Source organism: Luteibacter sp. GL_149 (assembly GCF_057834065.1).
In genome coordinates this window covers 2,210,337-2,231,255 of record NZ_CM174395.1, presented here as the reverse complement: position 1 = coordinate 2,231,255, position 20,919 = coordinate 2,210,337, and the positions used below count along the sequence as shown (strand labels likewise).

Here is a 20,919-nt window from a genome sequence, read left to right as displayed (position 1 = left end):
GCTCATGAAGCCATCACTTGTCTTTGTCACGCTCCTGACTCTCGCCGGTGTCGTTACACCACCCGGCATCGAAGCATCGGAGAACGTACTGGTCGTCGTGGTCGCCTCCAGCGGCTCGATGAAGCAGACCCCCACGATTCAGGCTGTTCAGATGGCGTCGACCGTTGCCGCACTTCTCGGGCACGATTTCCATGAAGCCGTGCCCGAAGCGGCGCCGGCGGCCAACGCACTTCTTCCCACTCGTGGCGGATCGCCCACGAAAGACGCGGCTCCGTGAACGCCGTACCGTTCACTCGCCCATGGAGATCGACACCGGCTAAGTCGCGTCGCCGATTGCAGCGCGTCATCACCGTTATCCTCATCGGTCTGTACGTTTTCTGCGGTGCACTCGAAGCGCAAACACCGCCAGGTAACGAACCGGGAACACAGAAAGTTTTCCGCCAGGAATTCGGCCCGAACGCTTCGCTGTTCCGGCCTTCGCGCGACCCGGCCCGGGTCGCGAATGGACTCGCGCTGACGCCGCCCATGGGGTGGAACAGCTGGAACAAGTTTGCCTGCAAGATCGACGAGAGGTCCGTCCGCGCGGTGGCCGATGCCATGGCCACAAACGGCATGCGCGATGCAGGCTACCAGTATGTGGTAATCGACGATTGCTGGCAGGCCGACCGGGACAGCCATGGCGACATCACCGCGGACCCGGTGAAGTTTCCATCGGGGATCAAGGCGCTGGCCGAGTATGTCCATGCCAAAGGTCTGAAGTTTGGCATCTACTCGGATGCGGGAAGCAAGACCTGTGGAAGGCGGCTGGGTAGCCAGGGCCATGAGTACCAGGACGCAGCCACCTATGCCGCATGGGGTGTGGACTATCTCAAGTACGACTGGTGCTTTACCGGAACGCGGGACAGCGAAGAAGCGTACGCACTGATGGCCGACGCACTTCGCGCGACGGGCCGCGACATCGTCTTCTCGATCTGTAACTGGGGGATCAACCGGCCCACCTTCAACGACAAGTCGATGCCCTGGGAATGGGGCCAGGCCATCGGCAATCTGTGGCGCACGACCGAAGACATCTACGACACGTGGGCAGGTCGACGGGGTACCAGCCTGGGAATGGTCAACATTCTGGACCTGACCGAACCGCTACATGCCTATGCGGGTCCGGGGCACTGGAACGATCCGGATATGCTGGAGATCGGCAATGGCGGAATGAACGACGACGAGTACCGGTCGCAGTTCAGTCTCTGGGCCTTGATCGCCGCACCGCTCCTCGCGGGAAACGACATCGCCCATATGGACGAAGCCACCCGGACGATCCTGTTGAACCACGAGGTCATCGCGGTCGATCAGGATCGCCTGGGCATCGCGGGGCAGCGCGTGCGCGACGACGGCGACCTCGAAGTGTGGGCACGTCAACTCGATAAGGGCGAACGCGCCGTAGTGCTGTTCAATCGGAGCGAGGCACCCGCCGAAATCACGGCACATTGGAGCGACCTCGGCTATCCGGATGCGCTGAAACTCCAGGTTCGCGATCTTTGGGCGCATCGCACCCTCGGTACCGCCAAAGGCAGCTTCTCGGCAAAAGTACCTCCCCACGGCGTGGTGATGGTGCGGCTGACACTCTGAGGCCGTCAGAACGGCAATCGCAGTCCCATTCGGACACGTATCAAATTAGGTTCTTCACGCATTAGCGGGGACGGCTTGAGGTGTCTCGTCGAGCTTCGGTCGAGGACAGCCGCCTCACGGTCGTGGCTTGAGGAAGCCGCGACCGCAACCTCCGGAAGAGCCGTCGGCCACCGCCCTCGACGCGACTTGCGGAACCGAGCGCGGCGGGCGGAAAAGGCCCGAAGGGGGCGGACCAGGACGGTCCGCCGTTTTCGCTGAGGCAGGAGCCGAATCGAAAACCCCCGCCCGCCGCGCGGGCGCGACGGGGCGCAGCCATTAAGACACTAGCCGCGCAGCGGCTATCCCTTCCCGAGCGACGGTGGAGACGGAGCGTCGAGGGCGGTGGCCGACGGCTCGTCGCGAAGCGTCCCAGCGCGAACGCGAACGCGATGGCGAAGCCGAGCCCTCCCCGACCATGCGTGAAGAACCAATAATAATCCAGCGTCGATGCACTACCGAACGGCGGACAAATCAGCGTATCTGCCGAACGCATCGCTCCATCCAGAGAAACGAAGCCAACGCCGCGGTGGGTGCCTGCGCCCGTGTAGCGGCCACGGTATCCAGCAGTGCGAGCGCGGCTCTCTGATCGACCAGACCAAGATCGGCCAGAGCACAATCGCGCAACTGCGAGGCAATCGTTGCAGCCTGCCGGGAAATCAGATCGGGCAGTACCCGCGCAAAGGTTTCTTTGACGTAGCTACGAGGGAACACCTCGCTGCCCAGGCGCGCATGCAGGTACTGCCGCATGACCTCCCGGCCCTGCCGACTCTCTCGGGGAAGCCGGTGGCAAAAGGCTACGAGACCGGGATCGCTCAGTGGATTGACTGGCCACAAACCATGTCGCAGCAGATCGGGCGCCCGGCACGCATGAGCCAATAACGCAGTCGCCGGTACCGGACTGGCCGGCGCATCGAAACACCGCATGCTGCGGGCTGCGCTTAATGCCCGGGGCGTCAGAAGCCGCTCCGCGTAGTGCGTGGCTCCATTTTCCTTCCCCGGTTTCCCGCCGCCCTCTTCCTGCTTTTCATTGGCATAGCCTGGAAATAACTCATCTCCGCCAATGCCCGTGAAAAGCATATCGTGTCCCTGGACTCGCGCCGATTCCCATAAGGCTGTGCACGCTTCCAGGTAGTACTCCCAGTACAGTCCTCTTGTTTGATTCTTTTGCAGATCGAGATTTGGCGGAAACGCCGCGATTTCCACGGTCTCATCGGACAGGTCGAGCCGGCTGACTATCCATTGACGTCGTTGAATCTGAGATTGGCGAACGTCGCCATCCAATAAAATTCCCTTGCTCGCCATTTGTCCATGAAGTGCCGCTACAGCGCAGGCCACGGTGGCCGAGTCCATGCCACCGCTCAGTTCGATCGACACCCGATCCATCGCTATCGGCCGAACCGATACGACACGCTGCAAAAGTTCGCTGAATGCCTTCAACGCATCCTGACCTTCCGGCAAGGGTGACGGAGAGGTTTCTTCCATCGGCGCGGGATATCGATAACTCGCCTTGCCCGGCTCCACATAGAATGAGGCACGCTCCGTAAGCAGCGTGACGCCAACACATAGCTGCCGCGCCGAATAGACCGTATTCAGCGCAAGCCGATGACTTGCGATCTCCGCATCGATCGCCAGCGGCTCATTGACGAAATCCGCGAAATCCCAGGAAATGGTTACCTTGTCGTTGGCGGCCCGGCAATAAACCGGTACGGAACCGAGCACGCCGGTTCGCACTCTCATACGGCATCCCGCCTGCGCAACTTCGATCAATACATAATCGAGCGGCCACAGAAGGCACTCCTGGTAAAACCTGTGAAATTCCTCGGCATCCACATCTCTGCATGCAGGGACGTTGTCGGGTGGCACCGGGGCAAGGCGCTCCCTCACTGTTACGAACCACTGCCCTTCCGTCCGTACCAGCGCCGTTTCGAGCATAGGGTGCGCATAGGGAATGATCCGGCTCATTCCTAATGCGATGGAGCCATCTCTCCACTCCGCATCGAGCGAAAGATCGGACAAAGCAATATCGGCCTTGAGCATGATGATTTCTATCCATAAAAAAAACCGCCTCCCGGTAAGGAGGCGGTTTTACATCATTAATGAGCGACCTCAAGATGTGGCATTCAAATCCGGTTAGCCATCACCGCCGCCACGGCCACCGAAACCGCTGACATCCGTTGAGTCTATCGTTTTGGGAGCACGTTTTCCTGCCGTCATCTGAATCTGCAACGGCCCTTCCATGAGGATGCCGAAAGGATTAATCGTATTCTCTGTCTTTTCGTGCATCACAACATTTAGCTGATCCATGAACGCACTCCCTTAAGGTAGACATACCGCGACATAGCGGCGGGTTTACCGTATCACGGTTTTGAACCACGATACATACCCATTTAATGCCCCGCTCGCGATAGCCAATAATAGAAATTATTGGCAGTAGTACTGCGACAGCGTCATCGCGGAAGGCAGTGTGCCTGCTCAGCGAGCCATCGACACATCCTACCCAAACACGATACACCGCCAGCAAAGCTTGACGCCCTCATCGAGGGCTTTAGCTTCACGGGTGAGGGTTAGTTGTTCTTGGGTCCTGCCGTAGCTTATTTGCTGCCGCTATATTCATATTTCTTAAGGATCACCGAGGCTGCTACGCGCTCGGAAAAACAGCCATTATTCGGTTTCACGGTAACTTCCCAAGAAACTTCCACGTCAGTTTTCATCAACGCTGCCTGAAGGTCAGGAAAACTCACATCAAGCAAAATTTCCCTCACAATCTTCTCACCGGGATTAATTTTAACAGTCTCAATACCGGGCGAAATCAAGGGAATAATTTGCCTGAGACTTTCCTCGCCCGGTTTTGTGGCAGCGCGCATATGCAGCATGCCCGCGTCAAAATAGTACGGCTCCAGCACCATAAGGGTCGACGTGACGTTGACAATAGTAATCAACAACTTATGTTCTGAACCATTTTTCGCAACCGACGTTTGAACAGGCAAAACAGTACAAATTTCGCCAGTTTCCGCGCGTGCGGCACCAGCAGCTATCGTCGTACAGAGAAAAGCAACAATCAGTCGACAAACGCAATTCATCATAGCACCCATCTAGAGGACTCCTTGCTGCTGTCGTTGTTGCTCTTGTTGTCGTTGTTGCTCTTGTTGTTGCTGTTGTTGCTGTTGTTGCTGCTGAGTCGCAGCCTGATCAACAACTCCTTGGTTCGCGTCGCGGTATACGGTCATTTGCTGGACTCGGCGCTCAATAGCCGGCTTTTCATCCCGATTTCTGGTCTTACCCTTCTCGCTGTTCAAATAATCAACTTCCGTATTGGAAGCTCGCACTTCTGAAGCCGCCGCCTCGACTGGCTCAATAATGCCGATGCCCATCCCTGCCGGTGCATTACTGATTATTCCGCAAGTGTTATCGCAATTACCGTGAAAATCCGTTCGATGGGTGTCTTCATGGCGAGTTACGCCCTCAAGAACAACATGCCCCATGCCAGCCGTATTGCCTAGGTGCAATTGAATTCCGCCCTTTCCATCCGTGACGATTGTGTTGACGTTTTGACTTTGCAGCCGATACAAAGCATAGGTCGCTCGCCCGTCTGGATCGGTGAACTTGTACGGGTTATCGTTGGCGTACCAGTATCGATTGAAGTGTTCGCCTGGGCTTGTGTAAACCGTTACCTGATCAACCGACAGGAACCTCCCGGTCTCGGGGGCGAAATAACGCTGCTGCATGTAGATCAGACCCGAGTCCGGATCATCCACATGGCCCGTATACCCCGGCCCGGATTGCGGAGTACCCATCACCTGCTCGCCGTAAGGCCGGCGATCCGAGCCAGTCAGAATGTTGCCCGCCTCATCAGCGGTGGCTAGCACGGTACCCTGCGGATCGGTGTAATAGTAGGTGACTTTCTCTTCAGTCGCCTGCACTGCTGGCACGGCTATCGAGACCAAGAGCACAGCCAAGAACATCAGTGGGGCGCACCGCCACCGGACCCTCCAGACCGAACGTACATCAAAGACGACCGCATCACACATCTTCATGAATTGCTCCGTCAACCTTAAGCTACTCAGCTGTGACTTGTCGGCGCTAGATGTACTAACCGTATCCGCTTGCCTGGAAGCGAAAGTCGATCATTTCCCACTCGGCGTAGACGCGGTCAGAAAGAAAGGCATTGCCTAGGCAACGACAACGCTTCAGCCCCCTTAAACGCGTCGCATGTTGTCATTTGCAGATGGATTGTGCCGTGAAGAGACGACAGCGTCTGTAGGTGAACACCTACATGATCGATGCCCTGGATGCCCCCATCACTCCTCTGCAACCAAGCCCTTAGTCGCGGTTTGGCGAAGCAATAAAGAGTCGGCGTGACGGCTTGAACCCCGGTTACTTGTGATCGAACGGTTAACGATGACCGAACTCACCCACCCCGATTGCCGACATATCTACGATCAAAGACCTGATCCGCTCCCGATCGACCGGTGTCGCCGGGTTGTACACGATCATCTGAAGATCCGGCCTTCCGTCGACCGCGAATGCGGAATATTCGAGTGCAATTTGTCCGAGCACGGGATGGCGCAGGTGCTTCACCCCTTCGCCGTAGGTTCGCACGTCACTGTCTCGCCACATGGCGGCGAACTCGGGACTCGAACGACACAATTCGTCGACGAGCGGTTGCACCTCGGCCGCCGCGCCGGCGCGCGCGGCATCGATCCGGAAGGCACCCACCACGAAGCGGGCCACGCTTTCCCAATCGAATTGCGCGGCGCGAACGCGGGGATCGCAGAAGATCATGCGCAGGACGTTGCGCTGCTCCGGTGGCAGGGAGCCGTAGTCGGTGAGCACGGCCGCGGCCGCGTCGTTCCAGGCAACTACGTTCCAAGTCGCCGTCCTGACAATCGCCGGGCTGTAGGCAAGTGCGTCGAGCAGGCGCTGCAGGCGCGGCGTAATCGTGTCGCCACCGCGATATCGGACTTCGGGCGAACGGCCGAGGCCGAGCAGAAACAGATGTTCGCGCTCCACCTCGGTCAGCGTCAGCGCTTTCGCGATGCGGTCCAGCACGTCCGCTGACGGGTTGCCGCCGCGACCCTGCTCCAGCCACGTGTACCAGGTCGTGCTGATGTTGGCGAGCTGCGCTACTTCTTCCCGGCGAAGCCCGGCTGTCCGCCGCCGGCTACCGGAGAAACCGAAAGACGCGGGATCCAGCTTCGTGCGCCTGTTCTTCAGATAGTCGCCGAGCCGACTGTCGTTCGCGTGAGTCATGCGCAACCTATTAGAAGATATACCGGGATAATGTCACCTCTTTAACAGGATGATCCTAAACGATACGTTGCTCTCCATCCATTGGGAGAACATCGCATGCGCGTCTTCGTCACGGGAGCCACCGGCTTCGTTGGTTCCGCTGTTGTCCGCGAACTGCTCGCGAACGGTCATCAGGTGCTGGGCCTCGCCCGCTCGAACGAAGGAGCGGCCGCACTCGCCGCAGCCGGCGCCGAGGCGATCCATGGGTCGCTCGGCGACCTCGACAGTCTGCGCCGGGGCGCGGCAGCGGCCGATGGGGTAATTCACACTGCCTTCAATCACGATTTCTCCCGGTTTGCGCAGAATGCGCAGGACGACAGGCAGGCCATCGAGGTGCTCGGCAGCGTACTCGAAGGCAGCGAGCGCCCGTTGCTCGTCACGTCCGGCACGGCATTCCTGGCCAACGGTCGCACCGCCACGGAAGCGGACCGTCCTCCTCCTCCGGGCGGCGACTATCCTCGCGCGTCGGAGGCAGCTGCCGAGGCCGTTGCCGCACGCGGTGTGCTGGCGACCTCCGTTCGCTTGCCGCCTTCGGTCCATGGTCAGGGCGATCACGGATTTGTCCCCATCCTCATCCGCCTTGCGCGTGAAAAAGGTGTATCGGCCTATGTGGGCGACGGTCTGAACCGGTGGCCCGCCGTGCATCGCCTCGATGCTGCACGCGTCTTCCGGCTCGCGTTGGAGCGCGGCGCCGTCGATGGCCCGTATCACGCTATCGCCGAGGAAGGCGTGCCGTTCAAGGCCATCGCCGAGGTGATTGGCCGCCGGCTCGGCATCCCCGTCATCGCTAAATCCGGCGACGAGGCGGCAGAACACTTCGGCTGGTTCACCCTGTTCGCCAGCGCGAACCTGCCGACCTCAAGCGTACAGACCCGCGCCACGCTGGACTGGACGCCGACCGGCCCCGACCTTCTCATCGATATCGAGGGTCGGCAGGGATTCGCCCAAAAACCGGCAATTCACCTCCTAAGCCATAGATCAATATAGATTTTCTGACTCGCTCCGAAGCTCTTTTCCTACGCTCTGGCATCTTCTGTCCGTGCGGCGGCTGCCGCGTCCTCGGCTTCTCTGAGAATCCGCCGCGCAAAGTCGATGGGTGTCACTTCTCTAGTGGTGTCGACGGTGTAGTCGCCGAAACGGTTGATATGTGCCGTTCGATACGGCGATAGCCCGGCAAGCACCTCGGGACTGATGTCGATCCCCTCATCCCGCAGTTCGGCCAGTACGCGAGACATCTGCTCGACGTTGTGGAGGATCACGAGATTAGCGACCAGATGGTTGTAGCCCACGATCTTTTGCTGCTCGTGTAGGATGTTCTCGGCGATGATCCCCTGCCCGCCGAAGAAGACCCACTTGGTGAAATTATTGAATTCTTCGCTTTTATTGGTTGCCGCGTGGATGGTCTTGCGCACGTCCACATCATCGATATAGCGCAGAAGAAACAGAGTTCGGATAACCCGGCCGAGTTCCTTGAAAGCGAAGTACAGTTTGTTCTTGCGGCTGTAGTTGCCCAGGCGCCGTAGGATGGTCGAGGCGGAAATCCTGCCGGTCTTGATCGATACTGCGACACGCAGCATGTCGTGCAGATGAGTCTCGATCAAATTCCAGTCGATGCTTCCCTCGCCAAAAAGAGACTGGATGTGTGGATACGACGCTTGGACGTCGGGCTTGGAAAGGGACAGGTCCTTGATATTGCGGATGCGAGGCATGAGATCGATGCCGAGCAAATGAGCGAGCCCAAAGACAGGGAAATTTTGTGCTTGCGTGTCGCCGTGGACGGTATCCGGGCGGATATCGGAACGGTTTTCGATCAGGCCGTCGAGAATGTAGATCGCCTCGTAGGCGCCGCATGGAATGAAGCGGCTGAACAGTGCAATGTATTTGTCGGACACGTGGTAGTAACCGATGCCGCCGTAGCCACCGTAGCGGATGTGGTATTCGGATAGCAGGTTTTGCTCATAGACGCTCCACTTGGTGCCGTCGGCCGACGCCGATTTACCGCTCCCCCAGTAACCGGGCAGCTCGAACCTATTGTAGAGATTGACCGTGTCGACGGTGGCGCGTTCGAGCGTGTCATCCGTGACGTACTTGAGATTCAGCCATGCCATCTGGCGGCGACTGAAGCCGCGGACCGATCGCACGGTTTGCGTGGGCCCCAGGTTGCAGCCGTAGCAAAATAGTGTAGTCACCACGCGATGATGCAGATCGCGAACGCGCGGACTGGTTCCAGCAAGGGGTTTAAAATGCTTGGACAGATCGACCCAGCTGGTCGCATCGACCAGCACATCGACAATGCTTGTCTCGGGGAGTCGTTCGGTGATGAGGTGATCCACCAGGGCGATCGCCCTGGACAACTCGGTGCGTTGCAGTTTCTTGAGGATCAGTCGCCCATCGACGATATCGGCGTCGACGTTTTTTGGAAAACGCGCGTTGACCTCCTGGCACTTCGTTCGCAATTGATCACGCAGCCCGCTAACAAATGCGTGGGGATCCGTTGCGATGCCGGAGACTTCACCATAGCTAGCCAGTTCGTCCTGAAACGTCGCCTCGTCGACGAGTTCCTCGCGATAGTCGTCATACCGCTCGCCGCCGGGAACGAAGAGATCGCCCGATTTCAGCTCGTCCTTGATCTGGAACAGCACAGCCAGCTCGAAGTAGCGGCGCTGCATCCAGCCGGCCTTGTCAGCGCCCCACGCCTTGGGAAACACGTGTCGGCGCCAGTTGGCGGACAACCAGCCAAAATCGCTGCCCGCGTGCAGTCCCAGCGACGCCACGTCCACTACGTCCCGGCGCTGGTTACGCAACCGATCCAGCGCCTTGATCAAGCGGTCCATGGTCGGATCCTGCGATGACGTGTGCAGATCCATGACCTCGATGCAATTGAGCAGCAGTGCGCGTTGACCGGCGTAAGGCTTGGTAAGGAACGGCAGGAAATTCTTGCCGGCATAGGCCATGTGTTCTTCGCATTCGGCAAGCGTCTGCGCGAGATCCGGGATCACGTCGCCAATGGCATAAAGACGCTGGCTGTCCGTACCATCGACCTGGTAGGCCTGTAAAATGTCTTTCAACTGCGCGACCAGACTGTCGGTTCGCTTGATGTGTTCGACCTGATAGGTCATCAAGTTTTTTTGGGCCGTATTCTCTAGATTCTGCATCAGTCGAATAAACAGGTCTGCCGCGTCGTCCAGCGTCTTGCCGTGTTGCGAACGAATAAAGATGGCGGCCAAGGCATAGCGTTTCATCGGCTTCAGTTCGGCTAGGTCCCCCGCGTCCAGCGCCCGCGCCATGGCGCGGAAATACTTGAGCTTGGGCACCGGAACATCGATTGCCGGAATCATCTCCCCCAGCTTTTGCAAACGATCGATGTGCTGCAGGTAGAAGCGAACCTCCTTGTTCCCCGGGCGCTTGGGCTCGCGCTTCAATGCCTGCCAGCCACTATGCGTCTGTCCAGGTGCGACGGTCAGGAGCTCGTCAATCTTCTTGCGCGCCGACGGCGGCAGCGATCCGCTGATGCGCTCGAAATGGGCTTCGTGCACGACCTCGCGCGCGCCGGCAGCCATCTCGTCGAGCGTGCGAAAAGCCGGTAGCTCATAACGATGATGATAAAGCTCTTCCACCATCACGTTAATGATGTCGGGCAACAGGTGTTTGGTTTGCGCCGCATTCTCTGCGATCGCGCGCAGCCAGAGCCGCCCTGGCTCGCCGAGCGGCCGCACATTCACATAGCTTCGTACTTGTGCGATGTGCTCGCGCTTCATGCGTGACGCATCGTAATCGTCGAGGTCCTTGGACGTGAAGGTACGCCGATAGCCCATGGCATCGGCCACATGCCGCACGATCCGTTCCGGGATCTCGCTCAGTGCCCCAAACTGGCCTCGGCGCGGAAGGGCCTTCAAGTGCAACATCACGGCTAGGCGGATGGTGGGCTGTTTGCTCAATCCGTGGATAAAGGCTATGTCGTCCGCCGAGGGCGTGTAGTGCAGTTCCAGCTCGCGGGCATTGGGGTCGGAAGGGAGTCGGGGGTACGCGGTTTCATGGGGCGCTGTCATGCGTCTTCAGTCTCCGGTTTCGTGGGTCAGGCGCCGTGCTAATTCCAGTGACGTTCGCCGCCTTCATCGTGAAGCGATGCGTCAAGCTGGTGATCGTGGTTCTCCGCTATGCGATAGAGATCATTGATCAATGACGAAGCGATTTCGTCCAAAATGATGTCGTCGATGGCTTCCATAGTTAGCCGGTAGCGCGTGCGCTCTTCGTTGAGCGCGATGGCCTGATGAGCCGATAGGCAGATTGTTTCGATCGTCTGTCTAGCTTTCGCCACGCTCCGACCTTTGCGTCGTGGCGTCAGACGCAGCACGAGGATCAAAACGACGGTGGGAGAAGCCATCGGTGGCGGTAGCGCAATCTGCAGGGGTGGCACCGTAGTTATCGGCGGTAGCGTCGCCAGTGCGGCTTCAATGCGTTGCTGGCCAAATGCATCTGGAGCGTCGATGTAACGCATCGCCGATTGCGCGTCTTTCCAGCCGACGTACTCCATGAGCGATTTAACGTCCCAGCCATTGCCGCTGGCCCAACCGGCGAAGCCACGGCGCAGCGAATGGCTGCTATAACTATTCGCCGAGGCCATACCCGACTTCGTAAAGACACGGCGAAGCACGCCGATCAGGCTATTGGCGTGAAGCGCCCGCGGCCGAACGACACCCCATCGGTCGATCGCACGAAAGAGCGATCCCTCGGTGAGCGCGGCCGCGTCGATCCACGCCTGCACCGCGGCCACCGGACACAGTCGACTGAGCGCCGGTACGCGGTACGTGGTGCCGGCGGCCTGGCGGTCGCCCTTGCTGCGCGGGAGGTAGAGCGTGAATCCCTCCCCAGGAACCAGACAGATATCGACGATCCGGATCCGTAGCAACTCATCACCGCGGAAGCCCCGCCAAAAGCCCAGGAAAATGAGCGCGCGATCACGGTGCAGGCGCAGCGCGGCCGCCTTGTCGCCGCGTTGGTCCGCGGCTTCGATGGCGGCGGAAAACCAGTGATCGAGATGCGTTAGATCGTGCAACTGAAGGGGTTCGGCCTGCTTCTCCCGCACCGCATGCACGGTCCGGATGCCCTTGAGGGTCTGGCGCACGATCGGGGCGCGGGTCGGGTCGGCGAAACCGTGGTCGGCATGCCAGTGTGCCAGGGCGGCCAAACGGCTCTTCAGCGTATTGATCGACTGCGTTGCCCCGTACGTCGCCAGATACTCCGCCACGCGTTGCGGCGTCGCGGGAAGCAGGCCACCCCATGTGACCTCGTAGTGACGGATGCCGGCAGCATAGCTGCGCTGGGTATTCACGCGCTGACCCGCCTCCACATAGTCGCCAACCGACCGCGACGCGGCCTGAAGAGGCGACGTCAGAGGGGTGGGTGCACCGGGGGGATGGGAAGAATCGTCGGCCATGCCGTGAACGAACGCCATATATTCTCTTGGGATCGACCATAGCCGATGGCGCCGTGCACCGAAACCTTCGAATTCCGGGAGCAGGTCCTGACTTCACCGGATTTTAAGAATTGCTTAAGCCGGAACGGCAAGACTGCACGGCATCACCCATGCCATTTTTTTTCGAGCGCCTTGGCCGGCCCTGCCGTCGGGCGCTCGCACATCAGGAGCGATGACCGCGCATCTTCGACCGCTCACCTTGAGTACGTACGAATGAGTCAGTCACCCGATACCCGAGACCACGCTTCACTGCGACGCACGGTATTTACCGTGGCGCTACTTAACCTTACCTATTTCGGGATCGAATTTGCCGTGGCCCTTGGCATCGGTTCCGTATCGTTGTTCGCCGACAGCGTAGATTTTCTGGAAGACGCCTCGGTCAACCTGTTGATATGGGTGGCCTTCGCTTGGTCTGTCAAAGCGCGGGCTCGGGTCGGCATGGGATTGGCCGGCATCTTGCTCATACCAGCCTTGGCCACACTGGGGGCGGCCTGGAGCAAATTCCAAGCTCCGGTTCCTCCTTCGGCGATTCCGCTGTCGATCACCGCGTTGGGTGCGCTCATCGTCAACCTCTCATGCGCCTTGATGCTGACGCGCTATCGATCGCATCGAGGCAGCCTGACGCGCGCCGCTTTTCTCTCCGCCCGTAACGACGCGTTCGCCAACATGGCGATCATCCTTGCCGCTGTGATGACGAGCCTCAGCCATTCGATATGGCCCGACCTCGTCGTGGGTCTTGGCATCATGGTGCTGAATGCCGATGCCGCACGCGAGGTATGGGAGGCAGCGCGGGACGAACACCGCACGGCCGTGGTGGCGGAGTCCTGACACCATGCACGAGCCGATCTTGCAAAGTACCGTGACCGGTCCAGCCTGTGGCCACTATTCAACCGAAACAATGCCCACCAACGCCTGCTGGTTTTTCTATGGCTGCCCGGACTGTGGCGAACTGCTGCGTCCCCATCCTGGCGACTGTTGCCTGTTCTGTTCGTATGGAACCGTGCCGTGTCCGCCAAAGCAGCAGGAACGATCCTGCTGCGGTTAATTTCTCATTGCACGCGTGCTAACAGCAGCTCTAATTACAAACAAGAACGCCGCCGCCTTTTTCGACGCATGTCGCCTCCCTTCCTACCGTCACGGTCGGATGGGCAATCCCGTAGAGGTCAAGATTGCGAACGAAATTGTAGAAGTCGATCGATGGCGTGGGAAAATAGTACGACGCGCGTGTCGCCGGGGGGATCCCAGCAATCGCCCGTCGATTTTCGGGAATCACATTTCCGCTGCAGTCGTACGCCGTGCCTGCTGCGGGTAGGTAGCTATCCTGGCTACCGTCATACGCATATCCCCGCTTACTACCGTCATGAAATGTCACGGTTATGCGTAACGACCAGTTGGGCATCTTTATCGATGAGTTGGTGAGTCCTGCCATAACCCAGCCCATCGTGTTGTAGAGCTGGTTGACATAGACAGCGGGGCTTGCCCGCCAACTGTTCACGGCGGAGTTCAAATTGGCGATAGCGGCCGCAGCGTACGATGCATTGGTAACGGTGTCGTAGGCATTGAGGAAACCGTCGTCGGTAGGGCCATTCGGACTACCTGCCGGACACGAGCCTGAACTCTGTAGGGCGACACCCGGAACGGCTTGAGGCCATATGCCGTTAGGTGGTCCCATCACCCACCCGGAAGGGCTTTGATAGCTCTCCAGATACACCGCATAGGTACCATGGTTTGCGGCATACATATTTTTGACCGCCGTCACATAGGTCTGCGTTCCCGCGTCTACCCCGAGGTCCGTGAGTGAGGCGCCTCCAGTCACACGCTCCACGCCGTAGTGCCACACGAGACCGTTGACATAGTCGACGACCCACCACTCTCCTGAATAGTTGCTCGTATTCATGGCATTTTGAAAACGCGAAGGGCAGGCAGCGCCATAAGTGTCGCAATTATAAATCTGCTGTGCGATCGCGGCCGGCCGAATTTGTATATCGGAGTCGCTCGAAATCTCCGCGTTCTGAGCAAGAGCCGCCCCTGCAAAAACGATCAACGATGCGGCGCAAAGAAATTTGGCAGTACCTTTTTTCCGGTTGAGCATGACCCACTCCTATGGCGTAGCTGTCGATCTTGAGGTATAGCGTCGAAGGACCATAGATCGAGCTTTCCAAATGTCATGCACTTAAACGGCAAATGAGAGGGAGTCATGGCCCAATTTGATACATGGACGTTATCGTCCTCGCTCGCCATGCGACGACCTTGGTGACATAACGCCCATGGCGTGCGTCAGGCAATCACGTAGCACTGGTAACAACGGAGATTGTCGATTAGCGTGGTGAAAACTCGTCGAGGAGCAGGCCATGGGCCGTCAAAATGAGGTTCTCGAAGCATCGATGCGTCTGATCGTTGTGACCTTCGCTACTGTCTTGCTGTTTGGGTGTGCCGAACAGCCGCCGCCCGTGGAGAATGCGCCGGGCTTTCTTGCCGGACTTGTGCACGGTTACCTGGCACTCCTCGGATTGATCGCGAGCGTCGTCATGGACGTGCGCATGTATGCATACCCCAATTCCGGGGTTGGGTATGATCTCGGTTTCTTTCTTGGGATCGCATCCTTCTTGGGCGGTGGCGGCTTGCTCTTGCGGAGCGACGGGACCTATTCATGGAGGCGTGCGCGTTCTTGGTGGAGCGGACGCTTTTTCAACAGATAGCGCGTGCTGTCTTTTTTACGCATCCATCGCGATGGTGGCCTTCAGATAAGAAGACTGCTCGGCGGTCGCCATGTCCAGCTTGAACGGTAGACGAGGTCTAACCGCTAGGACAAGGGAGAGCTTTCGTCTCCATCCGGCCAAAGAAGCACCAACGCGTCCTTGGCGGCCCTCCGTCGCGCCGGGCCTTCTATTAGCGCCGTCATAGCGACCCTTAACTTCGACTTTTCCGATATGCATATTCGGCAGAATTGCTCCACGAGTGCCTTGCGCATGCGATGGTGGGGCTTCACAGAATGTCGTTAGACGCACGGCAAATGATTTAGGGGAAGGCGTGAACGGAAGCACGACGCACTGGATGGCTTGGGGGCAACACGTCGCCATCGCAGCCGCCTATGCTGCCTGTTACGAAGTCACCCGCCACGTTACCTTTTCCCATTGGGTGCTTACCGCAGGTCTGCGTCTGAGTTGCCTTCTTCTCATGCCCGTCCGCTACTGGCCCGCCCTGGCCCTCGGCGAAGTGCTTCCAATGGCCGAGAACGCCATTCTTTGCATCCCGCAGTTTGGTGCCGCTTGGGCCGTATCCGCCTCTGTGCCGATGATCGTTCTGTGCATGGGTTGCGTGAAGCCTATCCGTCAGCGGTGGGCGCTGCATGCGCCGGATGGACGTCTTCGCATGGGTATGGTCTTGAGCGCCACCCTGGTCTGTGCCGTGCTGACCGCGATCAAAGCCTCGGTCACCCTAATGACGGCTCTGCTGAATTCGCCGGGCGCTTGGCCAGAGATCTCCGTATACGTCTATTTTTGGGCGTGGCTGCTAGGCGCTTACCTCGGCGCTCTGACGCTGACACCCACGATATTGGCCCTGCACGAACGCGTCTTGGCACATGGTCGCCCGACAATCGCCGCCACGTGGCGGAGTCCGCTACTCCGCGACACGCTTACGTGGGCACTTCCGGTACTGACGGGGCTGGCATGGTGCGCGCTCACGACTGACGATGATGTAGCGCGTCACGCAGCGCGGATCGCGATGCTGCTGCCCGTCCTCGCGATGGCTTGGCGGCACGGTTGGCACGGCAGTGCGATCGGCGGCATGGTCGCTAGTGTTGCTCTGGCGGCCACGGGCAAGGTTTTGCTCGATCCTGCGATGGTTCAGTGCCAGGTTGTCCTGGCCCTCGTTATTTCCGGCACCCTGTTATTCGGGGCGCGGGCCCCTCGTTTTGCTGCCCAATCTCCCGCCTCGGCGCCGCGAGACCGGTGACGAGCCATATAGGCGCATCACCGGTCCTTTGCGAGTTACGGTCCCGGCGTGCTGCATTCCGCGGGGTTTTTACAGTCTCCCGGAACCGCCATAAGACGGACGGCACCGCCGGGCTGCGGAGCGGCGAATACCTGGATGCCATGTCCCCTGTAGACCGTCTCCCCGGTTCCGCTAGCAGGTGGCGGCAACGGTTCGTCCGGCGTCGCCAGGTTCGCCGCGTCGGTGCCGATCGGCAGACCCACGAGACTATAAGGAGTGCGAGCGAACGCACCGCGCACAACGCCGTTCGCATCATTGATCTGGATGTAACGCGTAGCTCCACGCTCGAAAACATACACATGCCAGTTCGGACTTGAGCTTACGTCGGAAGCGTTCGGCCAAGACGCACCGAGGCCGGTGGTCGGCGGGGGAGCGGCCAAGGCCGAGCCGCCGCCAAGCAATGAGGCGAAGACAAGGGAGGTGAGGGCACGACGGGCGGGCGATCGCATGGTAGCTCCGAGCTTAGGATGGGAGCGGCTAGCGTAGCGAGAGTTCTGCCGGTATATACAGAGACATCGCGACCACGTTCGTCGGCGTCGGTCGACAGGCCGGTCAGCTTGCCAGAGTGCGGGCCAGGATAATCATGCTCGGCGGATCAGTAATGAGCATAAATGACGAATAAATAAGCTGTTTCGTTGCTTATTTTATACCGTCGGGGGATGGGCGTGCGCTGGGAGAAGCCGTATTTAACTTGCGGTTGAAAGTCACGTTATTGCAAGGAGGGCCAGCTCGAGAATGTAGCGAGTCTTGCACTGCCAGAGGTGAAACGCATCTTCGTCGCTTTAGCCATGGTCATCCGAATCGAATTGACATCGTTCCCGACGACCAGACAAACCGTATTGCCCATTGAACGGAGATATGCACTTCAAGGTTTCTTCCGACGCCGCCAAGAATGAATTTCCCTGGTCAAGGCGGGATCATCCTTCAAACGATCGATTGCCTCTTTGGCAAGTGGGTCTCGACTACGTCTCAACGCGCGCAGCAGCAAGACCCGCGAATCGCCGAGACTCTGATCCGACAAGAGATTGATCATCTCCGGCAACTTCGTTTTGGGCATGCTAGATGACAAAGCGACGGCAAGGCCGTCCTCTGGTTGGCCCTGCTCGGCGGGATTTGTGGGAGGAAGCGCCCTGTACAGGCGAGCAAACAAGTCCCAATACGGATGGGCTTCCCGCATCGCCATGCTTCGGCTGATCGCTTCCTGTGTGAGCTGCGAATACGGCCGCTGTAGATGCATGGCGAGAATCGGGAGAACATGGACATAGTTGTTGGGTCGGTTCATCAAGTCCTGAACCAACTCCACGTCGACCCCTTCCTGGGCGAGTTCGCGAATCAGGCCCGCTTGCTCCACTTTCCACTTCGCAATCCGCTCCCGGACGACGTCTTCGTACGCGCGTAACCTCGCCGCACGTTCTTCCGGCGTCATTTCGTGGCTTTCCGGGGGATTCTTGGTCGTCTTAGGCATGATCATCCGAATCGAGCTGGCATCGTTCCCGACGGCCAGACAAACCGTATTGTCCATTGAACGGAGATATGCACCTCAACGTTTCTTCCGGCGTCGCCAGGTTGCAATTTCCTTGCTTAAGCCCGGATCATCCCTCAAGCGTTCGATCGCTTCGGCAACACGGGGATCGCGACTCCGTCGCAACGCCTGGATCAGCAAAATCCGCGACGGCCCGAAGCGCGGATCGGATACGAGCTCGATCATTTCTTGCAGCTTGGCTTTGGGCATGCTGGCCGATAGCGCGACGGCGAGACCGTCGGCCGGACGCCCCTGCTCCGCCGGATTTGTGGGAGGAAGCGCCCTATACAGGCGAGCAAACAAGTCCCAATACGGATGGGCTTCCCGCATCGCCATGCTTCGACTGATCGCTTCCTGTGTGAGCTGCGAATACGGCCGCTGCAGATGCATGGCGAGAATCGGGAGAACATGGACATAGTTGTTGGGCCGGTTCATCAAGTCCTGAACCAACTCCACGTCGACCCCTTCCTGGGCGAGTTCGTGAATCAGATCCGCTTGTTCCACTTTCCACTTTGCGATCCGCTCCCGGACGACGTCTTCGTACGCACGCATCCGAGCCGCACGTTCTTCCGGCGTCAATTCACGGCTTTCAGGGGGTTGCTTGGTCGTCTTAGGCATGATCATCCGAATCGAGCTGGCATCGTTCCCGACGTCCAGACAAACCGTATTGCCCATTGAAAGGAGATATGCACTTCAAGGTTTCTTCCGGCGCCGCCAGGTTGCAATTTCCTTGCTTAAACCCGGATCATTCCTCAAGCGTTCGATCGCTTCGGCAGCACGGGGATCTCGACTCCGTCGCAACGCCTGGATCAGCAAAATCCGCGACGGCCCGAAGCGCGGATCGGATACGAGCTCGATCATTTCTTGCAGCTTGGCTTTGGGCATGCTGGCCGATAGCGCGACGGCGAGACCGTCGGCCGGCCGGCCTCGCTCAGCCGGGTTGGTCGGTGGAAGTTCTCGGTACAAGCGCGCAAACAGGTCCCAGTAAGCATGAGCTTCACGCATGGCCATAGTTCGGCTGATTGCTTCACGTGTTAGCTGCGAGTGCGGCAGTTGCAGATGCTTGGCGAGGATCGGCAGAACGTGGACATAGTTATTCGGTCGGTTCATCAAGTCCTGAACCAACTCCACGTCGACCCCTTCCTGGGCGAGTTCGCGAATCAGATCCGCTTGTTCCACTTTGGCCTTGGCGATCCGCTCCCGAACGACATCTTCGTAAGCGCGTAACCTCGCCGCACGTTCTTCCGGCGTCAATTCACGGCTTTCCGGGGGCATCTTGGTCGTCTTAGCCATGGTCATCCAAATCGAGCTGGCATCGTTCCCGACGACCAGACAAACCGTATTGCCCATTGAACGGAGATATGCACCTCAACGTTTCTTCCGGCGTCGCCAGGTTGCAATTTCCTTGCTTAAGCCCGGATCATCCCTCAAGCGTTCGATCGCTTCAGCGGCACGGGGATCTCGACTCCGTCGCAACGCCTGGATCAATAGCACACGCGACATCCCGAAACGCGGATCCGATACAAGCTCAATCATTTCCGGGAGCTTCTCTTTGGGCATGCTAGACGAAAGCGCCGCAGCGAGACCATATTCTGGCTGGCCTTGTTCAGCCGGGTTCGTGGGAGGAAGATTTCTGAACAGGCGAGCAAACAAGTCCCAATACGGATGGGCTTCACGCATCGCCATGCTTCGGCTGATGACCTCCTGAGTGATCTGCGAATAGGGCCGTTGCAGATGCTTGGCGAGGATCGGCAGAACATGACTGTAGCTATTCGGTCGATTCACGAGGTCATGGACAAGATCGACGACGACTCCCTCCTGAGCAAGCTCTCTAATCAGATCGGCTTGTTCCACCTTCCATCTCGCGATCCGCTCCCGAACGACATCCTCATACGCGCGTAACCTCGCCGCACGTTCTTCCGGCGTCATTTCGCGGCCTTCAGGGGATTGCTTGGTCGTTTTGGGCATGATCATCCAAACGGTATGACAATGTGGTTGATGTCACCACTTTTGATTGCCTCTAGTAACGGCTTCGTCATGGTGGTTCCAGGCGGCGTATAGAGGTTGAATTGAATGCCACGATCTTTTGCAAATTGCGCATAGTCGCGCAGTTGACTTGTGTAGCTCAACTTCGCACCGGCTTTCACTTCGGCGAGGGACACACCTGCTATAAACCCGTCCGGGACGCGATTTACTCCATTCATAGGTATGGATCGTTTTTCGCCGATAGCAATTGTATCTCTGACGAGATTTTCGAACTTCTTGCCTCGTGAAGCATTTTCGAATAGCTGAGAAAACGCTCGCTTCCCAAGCGTAAGGCCCTTGGCGGCTGTCCCTTCCCCCGGCATGACCGTGGTGATGGCCGCCGACGCCCACCCACCGCCACTGCACCCGTTCGCCACGCAGATCCCGACGCTGACCACGGGAATCATCGAGCCCAGCTCCGGCATGACGACCGCAGCGCCCCGTTGCATCTGCGGGTCGTCCCAGTCTATGTGCTGAGGCTGGCCGAACATTTGTCGACCATCGGGGTCGATGTTCACCACCGGGTTGTTGCCAGCATACGTATAGCGGGCTAGGGCGAACAGATCGCCGGCCTGGCCGCTGACCGGATCCACGCTCAGGAATCGGCCGATCGCCGGATCGTAGTAGCGCGCCTGCATGTAAACGAGCCCGGAATCGGGGTCGTTGACGTGGCCTGTGTACCCGGGCCCCGCCGCTGCCACACCGGATACCTGGGACCCGTAAGGTCGGTATTCGGATGCGGACGTGATATTCCCCGCGCTATCGGTGGTCGCGAGCGGCGTCCCTTGCGGATTGGTGTAGTAGTACGTCACCGTTTCGACCGCCGCCGCAGCCTGTACGGTAGCGAATGCCACCAGCGCGGCGAACCAGACCAGCAACCGTCGATGGAACAGGGTCGCGCCGATAGTCGATGCACGCCGTAACAAACTCGAGTAATCCATAGGATGTA

General features: G+C 58.8%; 20 protein-coding genes. 7 read left to right on the top strand and 13 right to left on the bottom strand.

All coding sequences use genetic code 11. The annotated features are described in order from the left end of the window. Positions 1 to 4 precede the first annotated feature (4 nt). Together AC3IR3_RS10200 and AC3IR3_RS10195 are read left to right on the top strand one after the other, a co-directional pair. Complete coding sequence (locus AC3IR3_RS10200; protein ID WP_489196767.1) at positions 5 to 277, top strand: hypothetical protein; 273 nt, start codon at positions 5 to 7, stop codon at positions 275 to 277. Then, positions 274 to 1,623 carry a glycoside hydrolase family 27 protein gene (locus AC3IR3_RS10195; protein WP_489196766.1) on the top strand — a complete coding sequence of 450 codons (1,350 nt, stop codon included), beginning with the start codon at positions 274 to 276 and terminating at the stop codon, positions 1,621 to 1,623. Before AC3IR3_RS10200 ends, AC3IR3_RS10195 begins: the two co-directional genes overlap by 4 nt. A 510-nt stretch (positions 1,624 to 2,133) precedes the next feature. Here the strand turns inward: AC3IR3_RS10195 and AC3IR3_RS10190 are convergent. The 5 genes from AC3IR3_RS10190 to AC3IR3_RS10170 form a co-directional block, all read right to left on the bottom strand. Next, the gene (locus tag AC3IR3_RS10190) at positions 2,134 to 3,699 is read right to left on the bottom strand and encodes an asparagine synthase-related protein (protein ID WP_489196765.1); all 1,566 of its coding nucleotides are present in this window, start codon (positions 3,697 to 3,699) and stop codon (positions 2,134 to 2,136) included. A 93-nt stretch (positions 3,700 to 3,792) separates the two neighbouring features. Further along, complete coding sequence (locus AC3IR3_RS10185) at positions 3,793 to 3,966, bottom strand: hypothetical protein (RefSeq protein ID WP_489196764.1); 174 nt, start codon at positions 3,964 to 3,966, stop codon at positions 3,793 to 3,795. A gap of 287 nt (positions 3,967 to 4,253) precedes the next feature. Next, entirely contained in the window at positions 4,254 to 4,754 is a 501-nt protein-coding gene (locus tag AC3IR3_RS10180) for a hypothetical protein (protein ID WP_489196763.1), read from the bottom strand. Beyond that, complete coding sequence (locus AC3IR3_RS10175) at positions 4,755 to 5,696, bottom strand: RHS repeat-associated core domain-containing protein (protein WP_489196762.1); 942 nt, start codon at positions 5,694 to 5,696, stop codon at positions 4,755 to 4,757. 358 nt (positions 5,697 to 6,054) lie between these two features. After that, positions 6,055 to 6,912, bottom strand: a complete 858-nt coding sequence (locus AC3IR3_RS10170; RefSeq protein WP_489196761.1) for a helix-turn-helix transcriptional regulator — start codon at positions 6,910 to 6,912, stop codon at positions 6,055 to 6,057. Between the two features lie 96 nt (positions 6,913 to 7,008). On the opposite strand from AC3IR3_RS10170, the gene AC3IR3_RS10165 reads away from it, so the two are divergent. Next, positions 7,009 to 7,938, top strand: a complete 930-nt coding sequence (locus AC3IR3_RS10165) for an SDR family oxidoreductase (protein WP_489196760.1) — start codon at positions 7,009 to 7,011, stop codon at positions 7,936 to 7,938. Between the two features lie 29 nt (positions 7,939 to 7,967). Here the strand turns inward: AC3IR3_RS10165 and AC3IR3_RS10160 are convergent, their stop codons facing one another. Together AC3IR3_RS10160 and AC3IR3_RS10155 are read right to left on the bottom strand one after the other, a co-directional pair. Further along, complete coding sequence (locus AC3IR3_RS10160; RefSeq protein WP_489196759.1) at positions 7,968 to 11,000, bottom strand: Tn3 family transposase; 3,033 nt, start codon at positions 10,998 to 11,000, stop codon at positions 7,968 to 7,970. 38 nt (positions 11,001 to 11,038) lie between these two features. Next, positions 11,039 to 12,406, bottom strand: a complete 1,368-nt coding sequence (locus tag AC3IR3_RS10155) for a site-specific integrase (protein ID WP_489196758.1) — start codon at positions 12,404 to 12,406, stop codon at positions 11,039 to 11,041. Positions 12,407 to 12,640: 234 nt separating this feature from the next. Between AC3IR3_RS10155 and AC3IR3_RS10150 the strand changes: the two genes are divergently transcribed. Both AC3IR3_RS10150 and AC3IR3_RS10145 read left to right on the top strand, forming a co-directional pair. Further along, the gene (locus tag AC3IR3_RS10150) at positions 12,641 to 13,255 is read left to right on the top strand and encodes a cation efflux transmembrane domain-containing protein (RefSeq protein ID WP_489196757.1); all 615 of its coding nucleotides are present in this window, start codon (positions 12,641 to 12,643) and stop codon (positions 13,253 to 13,255) included. Then, the gene (locus tag AC3IR3_RS10145; protein WP_489196756.1) at positions 13,182 to 13,472 is read left to right on the top strand and encodes a GDCCVxC domain-containing (seleno)protein; all 291 of its coding nucleotides are present in this window, start codon (positions 13,182 to 13,184) and stop codon (positions 13,470 to 13,472) included. Before AC3IR3_RS10150 ends, AC3IR3_RS10145 begins: the two co-directional genes overlap by 74 nt. A 30-nt stretch (positions 13,473 to 13,502) precedes the next feature. On the opposite strand, the gene AC3IR3_RS10140 is transcribed toward AC3IR3_RS10145, so the two are convergent. After that, positions 13,503 to 14,519 carry a hypothetical protein gene (locus AC3IR3_RS10140; RefSeq protein ID WP_489196755.1) on the bottom strand — a complete coding sequence of 339 codons (1,017 nt, stop codon included), beginning with the start codon at positions 14,517 to 14,519 and terminating at the stop codon, positions 13,503 to 13,505. Between the two features lie 259 nt (positions 14,520 to 14,778). On the opposite strand from AC3IR3_RS10140, the gene AC3IR3_RS10135 reads away from it, so the two are divergent. Further along, entirely contained in the window at positions 14,779 to 15,126 is a 348-nt protein-coding gene (locus AC3IR3_RS10135; protein ID WP_489196754.1) for a hypothetical protein, read from the top strand. A gap of 331 nt (positions 15,127 to 15,457) precedes the next feature. Further along, positions 15,458 to 16,384 carry an MASE1 domain-containing protein gene (locus tag AC3IR3_RS10130; protein ID WP_489196753.1) on the top strand — a complete coding sequence of 309 codons (927 nt, stop codon included), beginning with the start codon at positions 15,458 to 15,460 and terminating at the stop codon, positions 16,382 to 16,384. A gap of 904 nt (positions 16,385 to 17,288) precedes the next feature. Here the strand turns inward: AC3IR3_RS10130 and AC3IR3_RS10125 are convergent. The 5 genes from AC3IR3_RS10125 to AC3IR3_RS10105 form a co-directional block, all read right to left on the bottom strand. After that, a complete protein-coding gene (locus AC3IR3_RS10125) occupies positions 17,289 to 17,888 on the bottom strand; it encodes a hypothetical protein (protein ID WP_489196752.1) in 600 nt (199 codons plus the stop codon). 75 nt (positions 17,889 to 17,963) lie between these two features. Next, positions 17,964 to 18,563 carry a hypothetical protein gene (locus AC3IR3_RS10120; RefSeq protein ID WP_489196751.1) on the bottom strand — a complete coding sequence of 200 codons (600 nt, stop codon included), beginning with the start codon at positions 18,561 to 18,563 and terminating at the stop codon, positions 17,964 to 17,966. A 75-nt stretch (positions 18,564 to 18,638) separates the two neighbouring features. Next, the gene (locus tag AC3IR3_RS10115; protein ID WP_489196750.1) at positions 18,639 to 19,238 is read right to left on the bottom strand and encodes a hypothetical protein; all 600 of its coding nucleotides are present in this window, start codon (positions 19,236 to 19,238) and stop codon (positions 18,639 to 18,641) included. A gap of 75 nt (positions 19,239 to 19,313) precedes the next feature. Further along, positions 19,314 to 19,913 carry a hypothetical protein gene (locus AC3IR3_RS10110; protein WP_489196749.1) on the bottom strand — a complete coding sequence of 200 codons (600 nt, stop codon included), beginning with the start codon at positions 19,911 to 19,913 and terminating at the stop codon, positions 19,314 to 19,316. Positions 19,914 to 19,915: 2 nt separating this feature from the next. Continuing rightward, on the bottom strand, positions 19,916 to 20,911 hold the full coding sequence (locus AC3IR3_RS10105) for an RHS repeat-associated core domain-containing protein (RefSeq protein ID WP_489196748.1): 996 nt from the start codon (positions 20,909 to 20,911) through the stop codon (positions 19,916 to 19,918). Between the last annotated feature and the right edge of the window lie 8 nt (positions 20,912 to 20,919).